This window comes from Streptomyces sp. CB03234, from assembly GCF_001905885.1.
GTDB lineage: Bacteria > Actinomycetota > Actinomycetes > Streptomycetales > Streptomycetaceae > Streptomyces.
In genome coordinates, this window is record NZ_LIYH01000005.1 from 300152 (window position 1) to 315330 (window position 15179).

The window sequence follows — 15179 nt, forward strand, 5'->3', positions numbered from 1 at the left end:
ACTTCCGAGACGAGCCCAACGGGGGCCATGGGATGATCTTGCTCCGTGATTGATGAGCAGAATTCTGGTAAGCGCGGTAGCTGGCTGGCCCGATTCCTTGAACGTCGGCGGGAGGCGTGTCGCAGGCGTGGGCCGCGGCGGCGGTCGTTGGAGGACGCAGCTCAGCGAGCGGCCGACGACCTGGAGGGCGTCGGTTGGCGAGATAGGCGACCGGCCCGGCGGCTGACTGTTCATGAGGCTGCCGAACGCGCCGCCGACTACCTGGAGGGCCGGTAGGCGCCCAGGTCAGGCAGGCCCCGGCACCCAGGGCCGGTCATAGCAGGCGGCCAGATGGTGCTCCGCCAGGGTCGTCGGCCAGCACGACGGCGGCCCTGACGCGTTTACCCACTGGCTCGCGGCGGATCTCAAAGCTGTGGCACAGCGCGATGACGATTTCGAGGCCGTGCTGCCCGACCCGGCCCGGGTCTCCAGCGCATGCCGCCGGCAGGGTCGGGTTGGTGTCCCACACGCTGATCTGGACGGTGCCGTCGCTGACCTCAAGGTCCAGCAGGCAGGGGCCGGGTGCGTACTTGTAGGCGTTGGTCATCAGTTCGCTGACCACTAGCTCCACCGCGCCCATCGCACGGTTCGACACGGGGATGCCGTGCACGGCTTGCACGTCGGTCATGAACTGGCGGGCCGCCTCGCGGGCCTCGGCGATCGGCTCGCTGCCCTCGAAGGCGAGAGCCGACAACACCGGGCGGCGGGCCCGCGACTGATCCTCGTTTTCGTGCAGCACTGGGCCCACACCGCCACCCTCGTCCTGAGCAACACGGTTAACGGCACCCGGATACCCCCGAAACGACACGGCACGCGTGCTTACGGCCAGCCGCCTCCTGGCACCGTGACCTTCCTGCGGCAGTCCGCGTTGAAGGGGGCGACACGTGCACTCCACCGGCCCTCTGGTCGGCACTCGTGTGGTGATGATGGGGATTCTTGAAAACGGCCAGGGCTGCTCGTCGCCCCACTCGGTCAGGGATTCAACAGAGTGGCGAGTGGCAACGAGCATGGTGAGTCCGACACTGAGGAACACCAGAGCGGAGATCAGGTCATCTCTGCTGGGTGCTGACAAACGGTGGACTGGGTCGGTCAGTGGCTACGGTCGGCGGACAACAGCGCGGCGGTAGCCCCCAGCGTGACAACATCAACGCATGGGCATCTTCAACTCCATCGCGCGTGGCCTCGGTAGCCTCCGCCCGCTGTCCGACGCGGAACTCGCAGACGAACGCGAGGCGCTGCGAGAGCGTTACGTATCCGCGGATGTCAACGAAGCGGATAAACTGTACGACGAGCTGCAGCGCTACGACGCAGAGATGATTCGCCGTGCAAACGATGCCTATGCCCGCGAGAACCCGAACCCACCAGAGCCCAGGCATCGCGAGCACGGGTGGTACCTGCCGAACGACGACTAGGCGTGCGTCTACAGGTGACGAGTAGGTTCTTTTGCATGCAGTTCCGGCGAACCCGCCCACCGCGTAGGGTTGTTGGGCGACAATCTCTGCATGCTGGCACCGTTCCCCCCCTCCTCCACCGTCGCAGCGGAGCGTCATCATCAAGAAGCCCCGCAGCCTGGCCCGACGGCTCATGCAGGAGGCCGGCAGCGGGCCGCTGCCCGTTCTTGCCCTGCGCATCCAGGACCGCGCCCGCGCCACCGCCAATGACTTCCTTCGCGAGCACGGGTACCGTGAACATCGGCTCTACGTCCTGGAGATCGCAGGACACACACCCCGCATCAAGATCGGGTACAGCAGCGCTCCATGGGAACGCCTCACCCGGCACATCGGGGAAGCCAATCGCTGGCAACACACGCTGATCCAGGCCCATTTCTCCGACGCTCTGCCCGACAAGGCCACGGCCAAGAGCGCCGAGCAGCAGGCGCACGCGTTCATGAGCAAGTTCTATGACTGCGTGCCGGGCTCTCCGGAGATGTTCGCTGGCAGTGACTTCCGCGCCGGGAAGACCTGCGTGGAGACTGCCGTGGCCTGTGCGCTGTGTGGACGGTCGGAGCAAGAGTCAAGATCTGTGGACCGCTGAAGTCATGGCGCCACACGCGAAGGTGGCCAGGCCCGACGGCGGCGACCAGGGCGGTGCGGATGGTGGCCAGGTCGGCGATCTTTGCGTCGACCTCGGCGAGCTTGGCCGCAGCACGTTCCTGGAGCCCCGCCGCGGGGCAGCCGTGGCGGTGGCGGCCGGCCTCCAGCAGCTCGGCGACCTCCTCCAGCGTGAACCCGAGCCGCTGGGCCGCCTTGATCACTCCCAGCGCGGTCACCGCCTCCTCGCCGCACAGGCGGTGACCGCCATGCTTCGTCCCGGCTCGGCCAGCAGGCCGCGCCGCTCGTAGTAGCGCCCGACCGGGCCTTGCCAGCCGGTGCGGACGCGGTCGGCGGACAGCGGCGGTGTCTGCCGGGCCTTCTTGGTCGTCTTGCCCATGGTCGAGTCCCCCTGGTAATGCCGGCGGCGTACGGCCGCTGGTGCTGAGATGGATCTTGTTCCGGTGGTCGGGCGGCCTACGGCTTGTTTTCGGCCGGATAGTCCTTGTCGGGCTCGCTCTGGTCTTCGTCCTCGCCGTCGTCGGGCCAGCGGCCGAACGGTCCGGGCAAGCCCGGGCCCACACCGAGGACAGGGGCGCCCTTCATGCGGTGAGGATTGTCGTAGATCACGGTGTTCTTCCAGGAAGTCTGAGGGGCGGCTCAGGAGTCGTATGCCCAGGCCCGGCCCGTTTGCTGGTATTCCTCGACAGGAATGGGCTCGACGCCGGGCCGCATCCGTGAGGTGTAGAGCAGCCCGTCGAGGTGGTCGATCTCGTGGGCGACGAGCCGCGCGAGCCCGCGCTCGTACACGGTGGTGACCGTCCTGCCGTCCAACGCCGTGGTCTCCACCGTGATCGTCAGCGGACGGGGGACCATGCCGCGGACGTCGAAGAAGGACAGGCAACCCTCGTACTGCTCGTCGGCCTCCTCGGAGGTCTCGGCGACCCGGGGATTCAGCAGCACAATCGCGGGCGTGTCACGGCCGGGCGGCTGGACGACGGCGGCGGCGCGGCCGATGCCGATCTGCGGGGCCGCCAGCCCCATGCCCTTTGCGAAGGGGTGGACCTGCCCGATCCGCTCCATGGCGGCGTAGAGGTGGTCGACGCACCGCTCGGCGGCTTCGCGCTCGGCGGGCAGGTCGAAGGGCCGGGCCGGTTCGGCGAGTACGGGGGCGCCGTACTGGACGACGCCGATCTCGCGCATCCGCTGGCTGGGTTGGACCGTGCTCACCTGGGCTCTCCCGGGGTCGTATCGGGTTGGGGTCGGGCGGCGCGCAGGCGCCATTCGAGACGGTAGCGGGCGTGCAGGGCCGGGGAAGTCGTGGTCCAGGTGAACACGCGCATCCCGTTCTCCTCGCTGCGGACCAGCGCGGTCCGCAAGGGTGCCGCCTCGGCCGTCATGGACGTCTCGGTGCCCCACACCACCGGGTCCAGGTGGGCGGGGAAGGCGAGCTGTACTTCGAGATGCTCGGTCGGCAGGCGTACGGCGCGCTGGAACCAGCGGCCCCACTTGTCGTCGCCAACGCTGTAGGCGTACTGAATCCACACCGACTCGCCCGGATACAGCGGGAAGCGGCCCTGCTCGTTGTCGAACAGCAGCCAGACCTCTTTGAAGGCGTCCCGGTCGTGCTTGGCCTCCCACCGCATCGCCTCGCCCCGGCAGGTGGCGCTCAGCGCCAGTTCCTCCCAGGTCAGCGGATGCGCGCGGTAGTGGGCGTTGGAGCGTTCCGGCTCGCCGGGGTAGCGGTCCACCGAGATGCGGATCAGGTAGCGGGTGACCGGCTCGCTGCCGGTGTTGCGCAGCCGGCGCCGCATCGTCAGGCGGTAGGCGTGCCCGTCGTACTCCAGGCGGGCCTGGTCGTGCTCAACCACCAGCGCGGACCCGGTGGCATAGGGCTGCTCGGCCTGTCGCGGGGCCGGCGGGGCGGCGGGGTGCTTGGCGCGGGCCCTGGCGGCCTCGTAGTCGGTCCACCGGCGCCAGATCGCCTTGCCCGCGTTCAGCGCCTCTTCGGCGAGGCGGGCGAACTCCTCGGTGGGCTTGGCCCGGCCGGACTCGATGTGGCTGACGTAGGACGGGTCGAAGCCCATCGCCGCCGCCAGGGCCCGCTTCGCCAGGCCCCGGACCTCGCGCCAGTAGGAGACCTCCGCGGCGAACGCCTCCGCCGCCTGCTCCACCGTCGTGCCCGTGTCCGCAGCTGTGTCCATCGACGCCCCCCGAACCGCCCGGCATGGTGATGATGAATGAACCGTGAGTGACCTCAGTTCATCATCCCGTCACCGTCAAGGTCACCGCTTTCCTTCTCGTGAGCGGCCCGGTTCCGCCGGGCCCCAGATGAGGGAGGCGAGGGCGCGATGCGCGTGCTGTACCTGCTCAACATCTCCAACCCCGACCGGCTGATGGCCGACTCCGGGTGGATCTTCGCGGACCTGCTCGCCCCGGCCCTGGCCGACGCCGGAGCCGAGGTCACCGTCGCCGCCCCGGCCCCGGCCGGTGACGGGCGGGCCGGCTTCCAGCGCACGGCGGTGCCCGGCACGAAGTACCGGGCCCGCTTCGCCCACGACCTGAACCAGCTCGCCGACCTGATCCGCGAGGTCCGCCCCGAGGCGGTGGTCGCCAACCAGATCGAAGCCGCGCCCGCCGTACGCACCGCCCTGCTGGAAGCCGGATCGGACGCGGTGCTGGCCGGGTACTGCCACTACCTGCCGTTCTCCTTCACCGGAGACCAGCAGCTGCTCGTGGACCCCTCCCTGAACGACGCCGGGCTGGGCCGCAGCGTGCTGCTGGCCTTCGCCGCCGGGCTCGCCGCCTGCGACCGCGTCCTGGTGCACTCCTCCACCGCCGCCTCGTGGACGACGGCCGCCGCCTTGCGGATGGCCGTGGACCTGGGCGAGAAACTGCGCGTGGTGCCCGCACCGCGCGACGAGCGCCTGGTACGCGACCCCGCCGAGGTCGCCGCGCCGAACGGCGACGGGGCGGTGGGGGTCTACAACCACCGGCTCTACGCGCACTACGGCACCGCCCGCTTCGCCGACCTCGCCCGCCAGATCACCGCCCAGGCGCCGGTACGGCTGAAGGTCATGGACCTGTTCGGGGCCCGTCGCACCGACCGCACTCGCCTGGACTCCAGCCCCGAGCGGCACCGCGATCAGCTCGCCGCCCTGGACGGGGTGGAGGTCGTCTCCGACCGCGGCGACCGCGTCCGGTACCGGAACCTGCTGGCCGGCGCGCACTTCGGCATCGCGCCGTTCAGGGAGGGCTGCCCGTGGTCCATGTCGGTGATCGACTGTCAGGGCATGGGGCTGCCGGTCATCGCCCCGCGTCTGGGCTGGCTGGCGGAGCACATCGACGCCGAGCTGCTGTTCAACACCGACGCCGAGGCGGTCGCCCTCGCCGAGCGGCTGGCCACCGACGCCGAGTTCTACACCGTGCACGCCAAGCGCGCCCACGCCTCCACCGCCGACTTCACCCCCGCCCTGGTCGCCGCCCGCTACCTTCAGGCGCTCTCATGACCGGCGGCTTCGACGCGGTGATGCTGTCCTACGACGAGCCGCTGGCCGACAAGCTCCACGCGCGTCTTCAGCGGGTGCTCGGGCTGCGGGTGAAGCGGCTGCATGGGGTGCACGGGATGCGCCGCGCCTACCGGCTGGCCGCCGAGGTGGTCGACGCTGAGCAGTTCCTGCTGGCGGACGGGGACTTCGTCATCGACACCGAGTTCGCCCTCGGCGACGTCGAGCCGCTTAGCGAGGACGTCTCGATGCGGGTGTGGCGGGCGATCAACCCGCTCAACGGTCTGGTCTACGGCTACGGCGGGCTGAAGCTGATCCGGCGCTCGGCGCTACGGGAGCTCGGTGAGGCGGTCGACGTGCTCGCAGCCCTGCCCGGCCGGATCGAGTTCGCCCAGGCGGTGGCCGGCACGACCAGGATCAACCAGAGCCCGTACCACGCGTGGAAGGCGGGCTTTCGGGAGTGCTCGATGCTCGCTCGCGGCAGCGAGTACGGCATGGACACCACCGACAGCCGCGCGCGGATCGCGGCATGGACCTCCGGCGGGACCGGCGAGTTCGCCGACTACGCCACCGCCGGCGCCCGCGAGGGGGTGGCGTTCGCCGCCGAGGCCGCGCGCGATCCGGGGCGGTTCGACGCACTGAACGATCCGGCGTGGCTGCTGGCCCGGTTCACCGCCACCCACGGCGAACAGGCGGTCGCCGGATGACCGCCGGCGGACCGCTGGTGCTGATCGAGCCTTACGCGCACCGGCTCGGCGGCCACCACCAGCACGCCCTGACCGCCCTCGCCACTGCCCGGACCGGCAGCGTGGTCATCACCCCGTACGGCGTCGCGGGCGACCTCGCCCCTCTGCGGGCAGCCGGTGCGCGGGTGCCCGCAGGTCCGGCTGGGCTGGCCTCGGCGGTGCTGCTGGCCGCCGCCCGCTGGGCGGGCGCCGCCTCGGCAGCCGGGCAACGTGCGTTCGCCTCGCGCCGCTGGCCGGATGTGATGCGGCGCGCTCCGCACCAGGTCACGCTGCTCGCACGGTGCCTGACCGAGGCGGCGTGCCTGCGCACCGCCCGCCGCCTCGCCCCCGACCCCGCCGCGGTCGTCGTGCTCAGCGCCAGCGAGGCCCTGCACGGCGCGGCTGCCCTCCTCGGCGGACTGCCCCATCTGCGGTTTCTCCACGAGGCGGTCACCGCTGAGGGCATGGTCGTACGGCTCCTCGGCCGCCTCACGCGCCACGGCGAAGCGCGGGTGCGGGCGCTGTACCCGACAGCGGCCGTACGCGACCAGTTCGCCCCGGCCTTCCCCCGCCTGGCCGGGGAGGTCCGCCCCTTCGCCGTCAACGACGGCAACCCGCTCACCGACCAAGAGCGCGACGGCGCCCGGGCCGCCTTCACCATCCCGCCCGGCGAGCCGGTGGTGAGCCTGGTCGGCGGGTGGTGGCCGTACAAGGACATCGACGTCATTAACGCCGCTCTCGCCCGGCTCACCAGCCCGCTGCACCTGGTCGTCACCGGTCACCCGATCGACGAGACCGTACTGGAGGGGTGGCGGACACTGCCGCAGGTCCGCCTCCACACGGTCCCCGGCCCCGTCAGCGAGCAGGTGCTGCGGATCGTCTACGGCGCTGCCGACGCGGCCCTGGTCGCCCGCCGCCCCGGGGTGGGCAAGGAATCCGGGCTGGTCATGGACGCCGTCCGCCGCGGCGTCCCGCTGATCGTCTCCGACCACGACCCCGCCCTCACCGCCCGCCTCGCCGGACAGGGATGGGCCCGCCTCTTCCCCGCCGGCGACGCCGACGCGCTTGCGAAGGTCCTGGGCGGCCTCGCCGCCGACCCGCCACCCCGTCCCGGGCCGGACGCCGCGCAAGCGGTGGGACTGCGCACCGCGGCGGAGCAGGCCGCGTTCCTGACCGACGTCTACACCCGACTGCTGGCCAAGGAGTCCTGACGATGCCGTCCGCGCACCCGCCGCTGATCGCCGTGATCGGCCCCGTCGAACCCGCCCTGCTGGCCGCATGGACCACCCACTACCGCGCGCTCGGTATCGAGCGGTTCCATCTCGCCTTCCACTTCCCCGAACACGTCCCCGACGCCTGGCGCCACCAGCTCGTCGCCGCCAGCCATGAGCTCGGCATCACCCCGACCGCCGTCAGCACCGGCCCGTGGCACGAGCACACCAACACCCACCTCCGCGAGGCCCTGCGCGAGCAGGCCGGCACTGGATGGCACCTGCTCGCCGACGCCGACGAATTCCAGACCTACCCCGCCCCGCTGCCCGAGGTGATCGCGCAGGCGGAGGCCGCAGGGTCACCAGTGGTGGGCGGCCTGATGCTCGACCGCGTCGCCGCCGACGGACAGCTCGCCCACTGGAGCCCGGCCACCGGCCTGGACCACGCCTTTCCGCTCGGCGGACACCTCACCCACCGCCTCCTGCACGGCGACCCCAGAAAGATCGTCCTCGTACAATCTGGGATCGCTGTGGCCTCCGGCAACCACCGAGCCCCCGGGCACAAGCCCGACCCCGGGGCGCTCGCGTGCGTGCACCATTTCAAGTGGCGCTCGGGCGTCCTGGAGGACCTGCGGCGCCGGGTGGAACGGTTCTCCACCGGCCAGTGGGCCGAGCACACACCAGCCGTACGCGATGAGGCGTCCCGCCTGCTGGAACACGTGGGTCGGCACGGCGGACGTATCGACGTCGCGGACCCACGCCTGGCCTTCCGCCGCGTCGCCCTGAACCGCCTGCCCGACGGCTGGGCCGCCGAGGCGCGCACGATCGCCTCCCACTGGCGCCGGCCGACCCGGGCCGATTCCCGGCGCTAGCCGCCGGATCAGCGAGAATGAGCCCTGTAGGACAGTCGACGGAGGAGCGAGGAAGACGTGACCGGTCCGCTGGCCGTACTGCTGGTCGGGATCACAGGCTCTGGCAAGACCGTGCTCGCCCAAGCCCTCGCCGAACGCGGCTTCGTCCGCCTGTCCGTCGACGAGGAGGTCCACCACTTGCACGGCCGGTACGGCGTCGACTACCCCGAGCACGAGTACTTCGAGCGCGAGCGTCCCGTCATCGAGGCCGTACGCGGCCAACTCATCGAGCATCTGGCCGCCGGTCGTAATGTGGTCCTGGACCACGGCCTGTGGCTGCGCTCCGACCGCGAAGAGTGGAAGAAGACCGTGTCGGTCGCGGGCGGGCGCCCGCGCTTGGTGTACCTGCCCGTCGCCAAAGCCGAGCTGCTGCGACGCCTGGACCAGCGCAACAGGCGTCAGGACGCCAACGCGCTTACCGTCAGCCCCCAGGCGCTAGACGATTTCTTCGCCCGTTTCGAGCCCCCGGGCGACGATGAGGAAGCAGTCGTCTACACCGGTGATGTGGACGTGGTGGTCTCGCCTCTCGGTTGACCGGGCAAGGCCCGGACGCCCCGCGCCTGCTGCTGCGCCCCCGGGCGGGCTGCGGAGACTGCCATGATCGCGCGAAGGCGGCAGGGTGGCCAGCGATAGCGCTCCCCGGTTGACGGCCTGTTCTCTCTGACGCGGCCCTCTGGGTTACAGCGCGACGTACTCGCGGATCTTGCCGCGGACCATAGGATGGGCGCCGCCGAGGGTGAAGGGCAGGGTGGGGAACCGCTCGGCGAGTTCCTCTGCGGTGAGCGGGGCGCCCAGCGGCAGGGCGGCCTTCTCGCCGTTGTCGTCCCACTCCCAGCGGCGGTCTTCCACCTCGCGGACGCGGACCACGGTCCCGTCGAAGACGTAGACGACGGCGAGGAGCCTCCCCTGGTGCCCGGGGGAGATCTTGAACCACTTGCGGTCGGCTTCGAGCTGGCCATCGCTCTCCTCGCCCTGGCCGGTCTCGCCGTAGACGCGGCCGTCGGCGTCGACCTTCTCCGTGTTCCGGCCGCGGTAGACGACCATCACGACGCCTGCGGCCCGTTCGTGAGCGCGGACGGTCTTGGGGTCGATGCCGAGGATCTCGGCGGCCTGCTGGACGCCGCCGGCCTTGCGGACGATCTGGCGGGTGAACTCGGCGTGCAGGTTGCGCAGGCCCTGTTGCTGTTCCTCGTTGCGGCGCAGGGCGGCAACGAGCCCCTCGATGGTGGAGAGCGGTTCGTCGACGAGTCCGTCGAGCGTCTGGATCTTTGTCACGAGGATTCACTCCAAATGGCGGGGGCAGGGCTCCGCATCATTGCCCGCCCAGATACCCGTGACAAATGACACGGAGACCATTCCGCGTCTTTGACGGCCTGCTTGACGGCGACCGAACCAAGGCGCACGCCCCGCAGTGCCGGGTAATCGTCACGGCGTACGAGATGAAGCGGCTGGGCCGCGACGCCGCCGAGCTGACCGCGCACGGCCTGGCTCTGGAGCCCGAGCTGGAGTCGATCTTCACCGCGCTCGCCGCGCGGTGGGAAAGCTCGGGCCGGGCCGTGCCCGGCCGACCGGATGAGGAGTGGACGATCCTCGCCCGCCGCTGCCCCTGGCCCGTAGGCTGACCGCGCGGTGCGGGCACGGCCCCCACCGCCACCCGCACCGCACCCCCGAGGAGCCCGCCGGCGCCGTACGGCGCCGCGCTCCCCGGGCTGCCGGACCGGCACACCGTGGTTGGGCCCACCGGCCCGGCAGCCACACCAGTCCACCACCAGGGCCAGGCCCGTACGGAACACCACCCCCGCAGCAGAACGAAGCCCTGGTCCCGAGGGGGAGACCAGGGCTGCCGGTCACGGTCCGGGAAGGGGAACCGCCGAGCCGTAGACGCGGCCCCGACGCCAGCGCGGGAATCGGAGCCGCGGACTGCACCGGCCCGACGTGGGGGTCCAGACCAGTGCACGTGTCAGACGTTTCAACGCCACCGAGCCGACAAGGACACGATCGGCGTCAACACCACAGCGAGTGTCCGCCTCTGCTGGGACGATGCCCTCATGCAGCCGCTGCCCATCCCTTGCCCCGCTGGCCAGGTGCCCGACGCCACCGCCGTCGACGCCTTCAACGCCGCCTACCGGCAGGCCAAACGGCAGCACGCGGTGTTCGTCGCCGTTGAGAACCAAGGCCGTCGGTGGACGGTGAAGGCCGACGCGCTCACCGCCGGCCAGGACCACACCGTCGGCGACGACGCGTACGACGCGATCCGCGCCGCCGTCATCCGCCTGATCCAGGCGAGGGAGATCCGTTCCGACTCCTCCGCGGGCCCGGTCTACTTCGTGCTGTACGACGTGGAGACTGAGCACCGGGCCCGCGAGCTCGCCGCTGCCCTTCACGCCGCCCTGTACGGCGACCTCGAACCCCTGACCCGCGCCGTGCCCGAAGCGTCCTGACGCCGCCGTCACCCGGCAGGTGCAATACGGAGGACGGCGGCGTTGGCGCGGATCTCGATGACCTCCAGGCTCATGGCGTCGTTGATGGTCGCGACTGTTCCCAGACCGCAGTTCAGCCCGACGCCGCCGCCCCCGTCCGATGACACACCGCCGCCACCGGAACAACCTGAAACGCTGTAGCCCGACCCCGTCAGTGGCGCGGCCATCTCGACCGCGTCGCCGGTGATCGCAGTCACTTTGATCGGCCCGAGGCCATACCTTTCCGGCACTGTCACGACGTCTCCCACGGTGACCTTGATCTCGCACGTCCCGTCACCACACGGCCCGGTCAGCGACGGCGCCGGCGTGACCATCCGCGTGGGAGTCGGCGTGGGGATGGACGCCGGCGCCCTGGAGCCCGATCCGCTGGGCCGGCCCGCAGCGGGGGACCCGTCCGAAGAATCCGAGGAACACGACGGGAGAGCGGCGAACACGACGGCGACAACGGCGGTGGATAACGCTCGACGCATCATGAGTGCCATGGAACCCCGCCCTACCCGTTGTGTCCAGGGAAGTCATGCACGGCATAAGACCTCCACCGGGGGGCTCCGGTGTCGCACGTGCTTTGCTCTGCAAGGGATAGCATTGGATGCTCAACTCGCTTATCTGGCAGGGCAGGTAGAAGCATGCTCGATAAGGGAGATTCGCTGTAGCAACGCACATGGGCCCCGTGCTGACACGTCAGCACGGGAGCCGGATCGAGGCGGATGGAGCCGGATGTAGGCGGATGGAAACAGGGTCTAATGTCCGATTCTCCGGCGTTTCCGCAGGTCAGGAAGGTAACAATTTCGGGTTCGACTCCCCTAGGCTCCACACGGCAAGACCCCTCCGACCTGCGGAAACACGGTTGGAGGGGTCTTTTTGTCTCTTTTTCGTGCTGACGTGTCAGTATGCCGGTGCTGCCGAATGCTCGCGGAGGCCCGTGCTCGTGGGGCTTCGGGGGCCACGTCTCCCCTGTGGATCCCCCGGTACCGCGGTCTTGGTGAGTGCTCGCGATCGGCTCGGGTGGTGGACGGAAACGGCAGACGGCTCGTTTCTACCGGCGGTAGAATCGCGGGTATGGCTGATCAGAAGTGGACGAGCATCAAGACCAAGGAAGCGGTCGCCGCCCGGCTGCGGGTGCTCGCGGCCGAGCACGGCACGACGATGGACGGTCTTCTTGAGCAGATGGCGTTCCGGGAGCTGACCGAGGAGGAGCGTGAGCAGCGCGCCCGGGACGCCGCCCAGGAACTCGGTGTGGAGTACACGCCTGAGGTGAGGGCCCAAGGGACCGATGCCTGGGCGAAGATCCGCGCCCACCGTGCCAGTCGTGGTGGTCGCGCCGCGTGAGCGACTACATCGAGACCGTCGTCCTGGACCACACCTGCCTAGTCGCGCTGTATGAGGGGGATGCCTTCTTCACGGGGCTGTACATCGAGGCCAGTCACCAGCGCGGCCGCATCCTTGTGCCGTCGCTGTGCGTCCTGGCAGCCGACCGGCTCAAACCCGGCTGCGGGGCGTACGCAGCCGGCCTGCGGTACGCCGAGGGCGTTCCCTTCACCACGGCTCACGCGATGGAGGCGGTGTCCTGGCCCCGAGCCGAGCACGCCGTTGCTCACGCTGCGGCGGTGGCCTGGCAGATGGCGACGGCGGGCGAGCCTGTCACCGTGCTGTCGTTGCGCGACGAGGCCTACCGCTTCACCAGCATGCAAGCGCTCAACCCCTACGAATAGGCCGTCGCCGGAAGTGGGTGGCAGTTGCTGTCTTGGCCATGTGTGAGAACCGTTGCGGAGGGCTTCGCATGAATGCGGACGTCGAGACGTTGGCCGAGGGACCGCTTGCTGGCATGCAACAGGGGCAGGCGTGCCCGTGACCCTGTCACCGGGCTGAACGAAATGCCTCCGCCGGACGCGGAAGCGGACGCTCATTTTGTTGGGGCAGTGTCTTGGCGTGGGAAAGGGACGCCAAGACGGCGTCCTTCGCCAGCATGCTCATCACGAGATCGTTGATGTCGGGCGTAACGTCCGGGCGCAGCTCCCGGACCGGGGCGGGCGTACGGAAGCGGTGGTCGTGCATCACCTGGGCGTGGTCGCCGATGAACGGGGGCTGCCCGGTGAGCATTTCGTACAGGAGGCAGCCCAACGCATAGAGATCTGTCTTCGGGTCGATGAGGCCTCGGTCGGTGAGCTGCTCGGGCGCCATGTAGGCGACGGTGCCGAGAACTTGGCCAGCCTGGGTGAGGCGGGGATGGTCGGCGCCGAAGACGGCCGCAACACCGAAGTCGAGCAGTTTGGCCTTCCAGCCCTCGGTGATCATTACGTTGGCGGGCTTGAGGTCCCTGTGTACGACGGGGTCTTCGTGGATGCAGGCCAGGACATCTGTGATCTGGGCGGCTAGGGACAACGCCCGGGCCAGGGGCAGGCGGCCTCCTTCCTGGGTCAGGATCTGAGCGAGGTTCTCGCCCACGACCAACTCCCAGACCAAGTAAAGGTCTTTCGGGCCGCCGTCGAGCTGGGCGTCACCGCCGTGTCCCGCCGAGGCCAACAATGCCTCGGCGAGGTCGGCGAGCGTGCCTTCGTCGGGAAGCAGCCAACGGAGGGCGTCGTTGACCGCGGACGGGGCCTGGTCCCACTGGGCTTCGCTCCAGATACGGCGAATCAGAGCGCTTGGCGCGTATGCCTGCCCGTCGGCGGCCCACAGCAGGGGACGGCGGCGGTCGTTGGTCCAGGTGGCGAGGTACCGGCGGGTCGGCCGGGGAGTGTGCGACATCGTCGGCCAGGACGTGGCACTTGCGCTCGTCGGCGAACACGCTGGCAAGGAAGAGATGCCGGCCGTAGAGGCGTTCGACCGCTGCGGCCAGGAGGCCGGCGATGCTCAGCGTGCGCTCGGTGAGCCAGGCGTCGTGCACGTCGTCGGGCTCGCGCAGTTCCTCAAGGGCGTCAGAGCCGATGCTCTGGAAGACGAGATGGGCGATCAGGAGATCGCCGTGGGCGACGAGGTCGCGGACACGGGACGCTTCGCCTGCGATCACCTGGGCCAGGACGGTTCGTACGTGGCGCAGCAGGAGCACGGACTGCCAGATCTGGTGGGCACCGGGGCGTCCACCGAACAGGCGGGTGTATGCGCCTTCCGGAGCAGGGCGCAACAGGTGGTCAGGATCAGCGGCGGCTCCGTGGGGACGCCGAGGGCCCTGCCGTGCGGGTCAGCGCCGGGGTGACGGACCGCTGCTGTCGCGGACGATCAGCTCGACGGGGACGACGGGGTCGATCCGGGGCTCGGCCGGGCCGTCGATGCGGCCCAGGAGGAGCCGGAGGGAGCGGGTGCCGATCTCGGTGAAGTCGGTGCGGACGGTGGTCAGCGGGGGCAGCAGGTGGGCGGCCTCGGGGATGTCGTCGTAGCCCACGACGCTGACGTCGCCGGGTACGGACCGTCCCGCTTCGTGGAGGGCATGCAGCAGGCCGAGTGCCATCTGGTCGTTGGAGGCGAAGACCGCGGTGACGTCCGGGCGCAGCGCCAGGCGGCGGCCCAGGTCGTACCCGGAGTCGGCGCTCCAGTCGCCGATGAGCGGGTCGGGGATCTCGGCGCCGGCCGCGGCGAGGGTGTCGCGCCAGCTCGCCAGCCGCCGGTCGGCGGAGGTCCAGCCCGTGGGCCCCGCGATGTGCCAGACGGTGTGGTGGCCCAGGCGCAGCAGGTGCTCGGTGGCTTCCCGCGCTCCGGTGCGGGAGTCGGCGGTGACCAGGGGGGTGCCGTCCTCGAGGTCGCTCTCCAGGACGACCAGGGGGGTGTCCAGGCGGGCGTCCGCCAGCGCCCGGCCCACCCAGAGCTGCGGAGCGATGGCGATCACGCCCTCGGCGCCTTCGGCGGACAGCCGGTCGACCGCGCGTGCGACCGTGTGGTGGTCGGCCGTGTCGTGGTCGGCCGTGCCTCGGTCGGCCGTGTCGATGGCGATGGAGCTCACCAGGTATCCGGCGTCCTGGGCCGCGGTGTTGATCGCGGTCAGGATCGACGCGGGCCCGTAGCGCGCCGCGTCGAAGGAGATGACACCGAGCATCCGGGTCTTGCCGCTGGCCAGCGAACGCGCGCTGCGGCTCGGGCGGTAGCCGAGCGACCGCATGGCCTCCAGGACCGCCTCGCGGGTCGTGGGGCGGACGGACGGATGGTCGTTGAGCACCCGCGACACGGTCTGCTTGGAAACGCCTGCGAGCCGGGCCACGTCGTCCATCACGGGGCGTGATCCCGCGAAGTTCCGTCTGCTGCGCCACTTCGGAGCGGGGCCGTCGGCGGCGCTTGGGGTCATG

Annotated in this window: 21 protein-coding genes and 1 pseudogene; 12 read left to right on the forward strand and 10 right to left on the reverse strand. The window is 70.4% G+C overall.

Annotated elements, in window-relative coordinates; genetic code table 11:
* Positions 1–313: 313 nt before the first annotated feature.
* Entirely contained in the window at positions 314–775 is a 462-nt protein-coding gene (locus tag AMK26_RS37970) for an ATP-binding protein (RefSeq protein WP_073757057.1), read from the reverse strand.
* Positions 776–1190: 415 nt separating this feature from the next.
* Here AMK26_RS37970 and AMK26_RS22710 point away from each other — a divergent pair, with 415 nt between their 5' ends.
* Together AMK26_RS22710 and AMK26_RS22715 are read left to right on the forward strand one after the other, a co-directional pair.
* Complete coding sequence (locus AMK26_RS22710) at positions 1191–1451, forward strand: hypothetical protein (RefSeq protein WP_073756563.1); 261 nt, start codon at positions 1191–1193, stop codon at positions 1449–1451.
* Positions 1452–1623: 172 nt separating this feature from the next.
* Entirely contained in the window at positions 1624–2073 is a 450-nt protein-coding gene (locus tag AMK26_RS22715) for a hypothetical protein (protein ID WP_241838029.1), read from the forward strand.
* A gap of 100 nt (positions 2074–2173) precedes the next feature.
* Here AMK26_RS22715 and AMK26_RS37975 read toward each other — a convergent pair.
* The 5 genes and pseudogenes from AMK26_RS37975 to AMK26_RS35805 form a co-directional block, all read right to left on the reverse strand.
* Positions 2174–2308: pseudogene (locus AMK26_RS37975) on the reverse strand (MerR family DNA-binding protein); the annotation flags it as partial.
* Positions 2305–2469: a hypothetical protein gene (locus tag AMK26_RS37980; RefSeq protein WP_241838030.1), complete on the reverse strand. Its 165-nt coding sequence runs from the start codon at positions 2467–2469 to the stop codon at positions 2305–2307. The pseudogene AMK26_RS37975 and the gene AMK26_RS37980, both read right to left, overlap by 4 nt.
* Before the next feature lie 77 nt (positions 2470–2546).
* Positions 2547–2699 (reverse strand): hypothetical protein, encoded by a 153-nt coding sequence (locus tag AMK26_RS37380; protein ID WP_198944139.1) that lies wholly within the window; start codon positions 2697–2699, stop codon positions 2547–2549.
* 30 nt (positions 2700–2729) lie between these two features.
* On the reverse strand, positions 2730–3299 hold the full coding sequence (locus AMK26_RS35800) for a peptide deformylase (protein WP_241838031.1): 570 nt from the start codon (positions 3297–3299) through the stop codon (positions 2730–2732).
* The gene (locus AMK26_RS35805) at positions 3296–4273 is read right to left on the reverse strand and encodes a helix-turn-helix domain-containing protein (RefSeq protein WP_079277756.1); all 978 of its coding nucleotides are present in this window, start codon (positions 4271–4273) and stop codon (positions 3296–3298) included. Before AMK26_RS35805 ends, AMK26_RS35800 begins: the two co-directional genes overlap by 4 nt.
* 147 nt (positions 4274–4420) lie before the next feature.
* Between AMK26_RS35805 and AMK26_RS22730 the strand changes: the two genes are divergently transcribed.
* From AMK26_RS22730 to AMK26_RS22750, 5 genes are read left to right on the forward strand one after another with little or no spacing between them, the layout of a single operon-like run.
* The gene (locus AMK26_RS22730) at positions 4421–5578 is read left to right on the forward strand and encodes a glycosyltransferase (protein ID WP_073756565.1); all 1158 of its coding nucleotides are present in this window, start codon (positions 4421–4423) and stop codon (positions 5576–5578) included.
* The gene (locus AMK26_RS22735) at positions 5575–6282 is read left to right on the forward strand and encodes a hypothetical protein (protein WP_073756566.1); all 708 of its coding nucleotides are present in this window, start codon (positions 5575–5577) and stop codon (positions 6280–6282) included. Before AMK26_RS22730 ends, AMK26_RS22735 begins: the two co-directional genes overlap by 4 nt.
* Positions 6279–7511, forward strand: coding sequence for a glycosyltransferase (locus AMK26_RS22740; RefSeq protein ID WP_073756567.1), 1233 nt, complete (start codon positions 6279–6281; stop codon positions 7509–7511). Before AMK26_RS22735 ends, AMK26_RS22740 begins: the two co-directional genes overlap by 4 nt.
* Before the next feature lie 2 nt (positions 7512–7513).
* Positions 7514–8383: a glycosyltransferase family 2 protein gene (locus AMK26_RS22745; protein ID WP_073756568.1), complete on the forward strand. Its 870-nt coding sequence runs from the start codon at positions 7514–7516 to the stop codon at positions 8381–8383.
* Between the two features lie 57 nt (positions 8384–8440).
* On the forward strand, positions 8441–8956 hold the full coding sequence (locus AMK26_RS22750) for an AAA family ATPase (RefSeq protein WP_079277757.1): 516 nt from the start codon (positions 8441–8443) through the stop codon (positions 8954–8956).
* Positions 8957–9100: 144 nt separating this feature from the next.
* Here the strand turns inward: AMK26_RS22750 and AMK26_RS22755 are convergent, their stop codons facing one another.
* Complete coding sequence (locus tag AMK26_RS22755) at positions 9101–9697, reverse strand: hypothetical protein (RefSeq protein WP_073756569.1); 597 nt, start codon at positions 9695–9697, stop codon at positions 9101–9103.
* Positions 9698–9762: 65 nt separating this feature from the next.
* Between AMK26_RS22755 and AMK26_RS37985 the strand changes: the two genes are divergently transcribed.
* Positions 9763–10044: a hypothetical protein gene (locus AMK26_RS37985; protein WP_073756570.1), complete on the forward strand. Its 282-nt coding sequence runs from the start codon at positions 9763–9765 to the stop codon at positions 10042–10044.
* A gap of 426 nt (positions 10045–10470) precedes the next feature.
* Positions 10471–10863 carry a hypothetical protein gene (locus AMK26_RS22765; protein WP_073756571.1) on the forward strand — a complete coding sequence of 131 codons (393 nt, stop codon included), beginning with the start codon at positions 10471–10473 and terminating at the stop codon, positions 10861–10863.
* A gap of 8 nt (positions 10864–10871) precedes the next feature.
* On the opposite strand, the gene AMK26_RS22770 is transcribed toward AMK26_RS22765, so the two are convergent.
* Positions 10872–11216 (reverse strand): hypothetical protein, encoded by a 345-nt coding sequence (locus AMK26_RS22770; RefSeq protein ID WP_241838032.1) that lies wholly within the window; start codon positions 11214–11216, stop codon positions 10872–10874.
* A 745-nt stretch (positions 11217–11961) separates the two neighbouring features.
* Here AMK26_RS22770 and AMK26_RS22775 point away from each other — a divergent pair.
* The gene (locus AMK26_RS22775) at positions 11962–12231 is read left to right on the forward strand and encodes a hypothetical protein (RefSeq protein ID WP_073756572.1); all 270 of its coding nucleotides are present in this window, start codon (positions 11962–11964) and stop codon (positions 12229–12231) included.
* Positions 12228–12614: a hypothetical protein gene (locus AMK26_RS22780; protein ID WP_241838033.1), complete on the forward strand. Its 387-nt coding sequence runs from the start codon at positions 12228–12230 to the stop codon at positions 12612–12614. Before AMK26_RS22775 ends, AMK26_RS22780 begins: the two co-directional genes overlap by 4 nt.
* Before the next feature lie 145 nt (positions 12615–12759).
* On the opposite strand, the gene AMK26_RS22785 is transcribed toward AMK26_RS22780, so the two are convergent.
* A complete protein-coding gene (locus AMK26_RS22785) occupies positions 12760–13650 on the reverse strand; it encodes a serine/threonine-protein kinase (RefSeq protein WP_073756573.1) in 891 nt (296 codons plus the stop codon).
* Positions 13651–13663: 13 nt separating this feature from the next.
* Here AMK26_RS22785 and AMK26_RS22790 point away from each other — a divergent pair, with 13 nt between their 5' ends.
* Positions 13664–14098 carry a hypothetical protein gene (locus AMK26_RS22790; protein ID WP_143608603.1) on the forward strand — a complete coding sequence of 145 codons (435 nt, stop codon included), beginning with the start codon at positions 13664–13666 and terminating at the stop codon, positions 14096–14098.
* Here AMK26_RS22790 and AMK26_RS22795 read toward each other — a convergent pair.
* Positions 14084–15178 (reverse strand): LacI family DNA-binding transcriptional regulator, encoded by a 1095-nt coding sequence (locus AMK26_RS22795; protein ID WP_073756575.1) that lies wholly within the window; start codon positions 15176–15178, stop codon positions 14084–14086. The genes AMK26_RS22790 and AMK26_RS22795 overlap by 15 nt on opposite strands.
* Between the last annotated feature and the right edge of the window lies 1 nt (position 15179).

What these genes read in the sequence shown, in the direction of transcription:
- AMK26_RS37985 (WP_073756570.1), top strand. Translation starts at nt 9,763, where the DNA reads ATGACACGGAGACCATTCCGCGTCTTTGACGGCCTGCTTGACGGCGAC.
- AMK26_RS22735 (WP_073756566.1), top strand. Translation starts at nt 5,575, where the DNA reads ATGACCGGCGGCTTCGACGCGGTGATGCTGTCCTACGACGAGCCGCTG.
- AMK26_RS22740 (WP_073756567.1), top strand. Translation starts at nt 6,279, where the DNA reads ATGACCGCCGGCGGACCGCTGGTGCTGATCGAGCCTTACGCGCACCGG.
- AMK26_RS22785 (WP_073756573.1), bottom strand. Translation starts at nt 13,650, where the DNA reads ATGTCGCACACTCCCCGGCCGACCCGCCGGTACCTCGCCACCTGGACC.
- AMK26_RS22765 (WP_073756571.1), top strand. Translation starts at nt 10,471, where the DNA reads ATGCAGCCGCTGCCCATCCCTTGCCCCGCTGGCCAGGTGCCCGACGCC.
- AMK26_RS22795 (WP_073756575.1), bottom strand. Translation starts at nt 15,178, where the DNA reads ATGACCCCAAGCGCCGCCGACGGCCCCGCTCCGAAGTGGCGCAGCAGA.
- AMK26_RS37980 (WP_241838030.1), bottom strand. Translation starts at nt 2,469, where the DNA reads ATGGGCAAGACGACCAAGAAGGCCCGGCAGACACCGCCGCTGTCCGCC.
- AMK26_RS22715 (WP_241838029.1), top strand. Translation starts at nt 1,624, where the DNA reads ATGCAGGAGGCCGGCAGCGGGCCGCTGCCCGTTCTTGCCCTGCGCATC.
- AMK26_RS22770 (WP_241838032.1), bottom strand. Translation starts at nt 11,216, where the DNA reads ATGGTCACGCCGGCGCCGTCGCTGACCGGGCCGTGTGGTGACGGGACG.
- AMK26_RS22730 (WP_073756565.1), top strand. Translation starts at nt 4,421, where the DNA reads ATGCGCGTGCTGTACCTGCTCAACATCTCCAACCCCGACCGGCTGATG.
- AMK26_RS22775 (WP_073756572.1), top strand. Translation starts at nt 11,962, where the DNA reads ATGGCTGATCAGAAGTGGACGAGCATCAAGACCAAGGAAGCGGTCGCC.
- AMK26_RS22710 (WP_073756563.1), top strand. Translation starts at nt 1,191, where the DNA reads ATGGGCATCTTCAACTCCATCGCGCGTGGCCTCGGTAGCCTCCGCCCG.
- AMK26_RS22745 (WP_073756568.1), top strand. Translation starts at nt 7,514, where the DNA reads ATGCCGTCCGCGCACCCGCCGCTGATCGCCGTGATCGGCCCCGTCGAA.
- AMK26_RS35805 (WP_079277756.1), bottom strand. Translation starts at nt 4,273, where the DNA reads ATGGACACAGCTGCGGACACGGGCACGACGGTGGAGCAGGCGGCGGAG.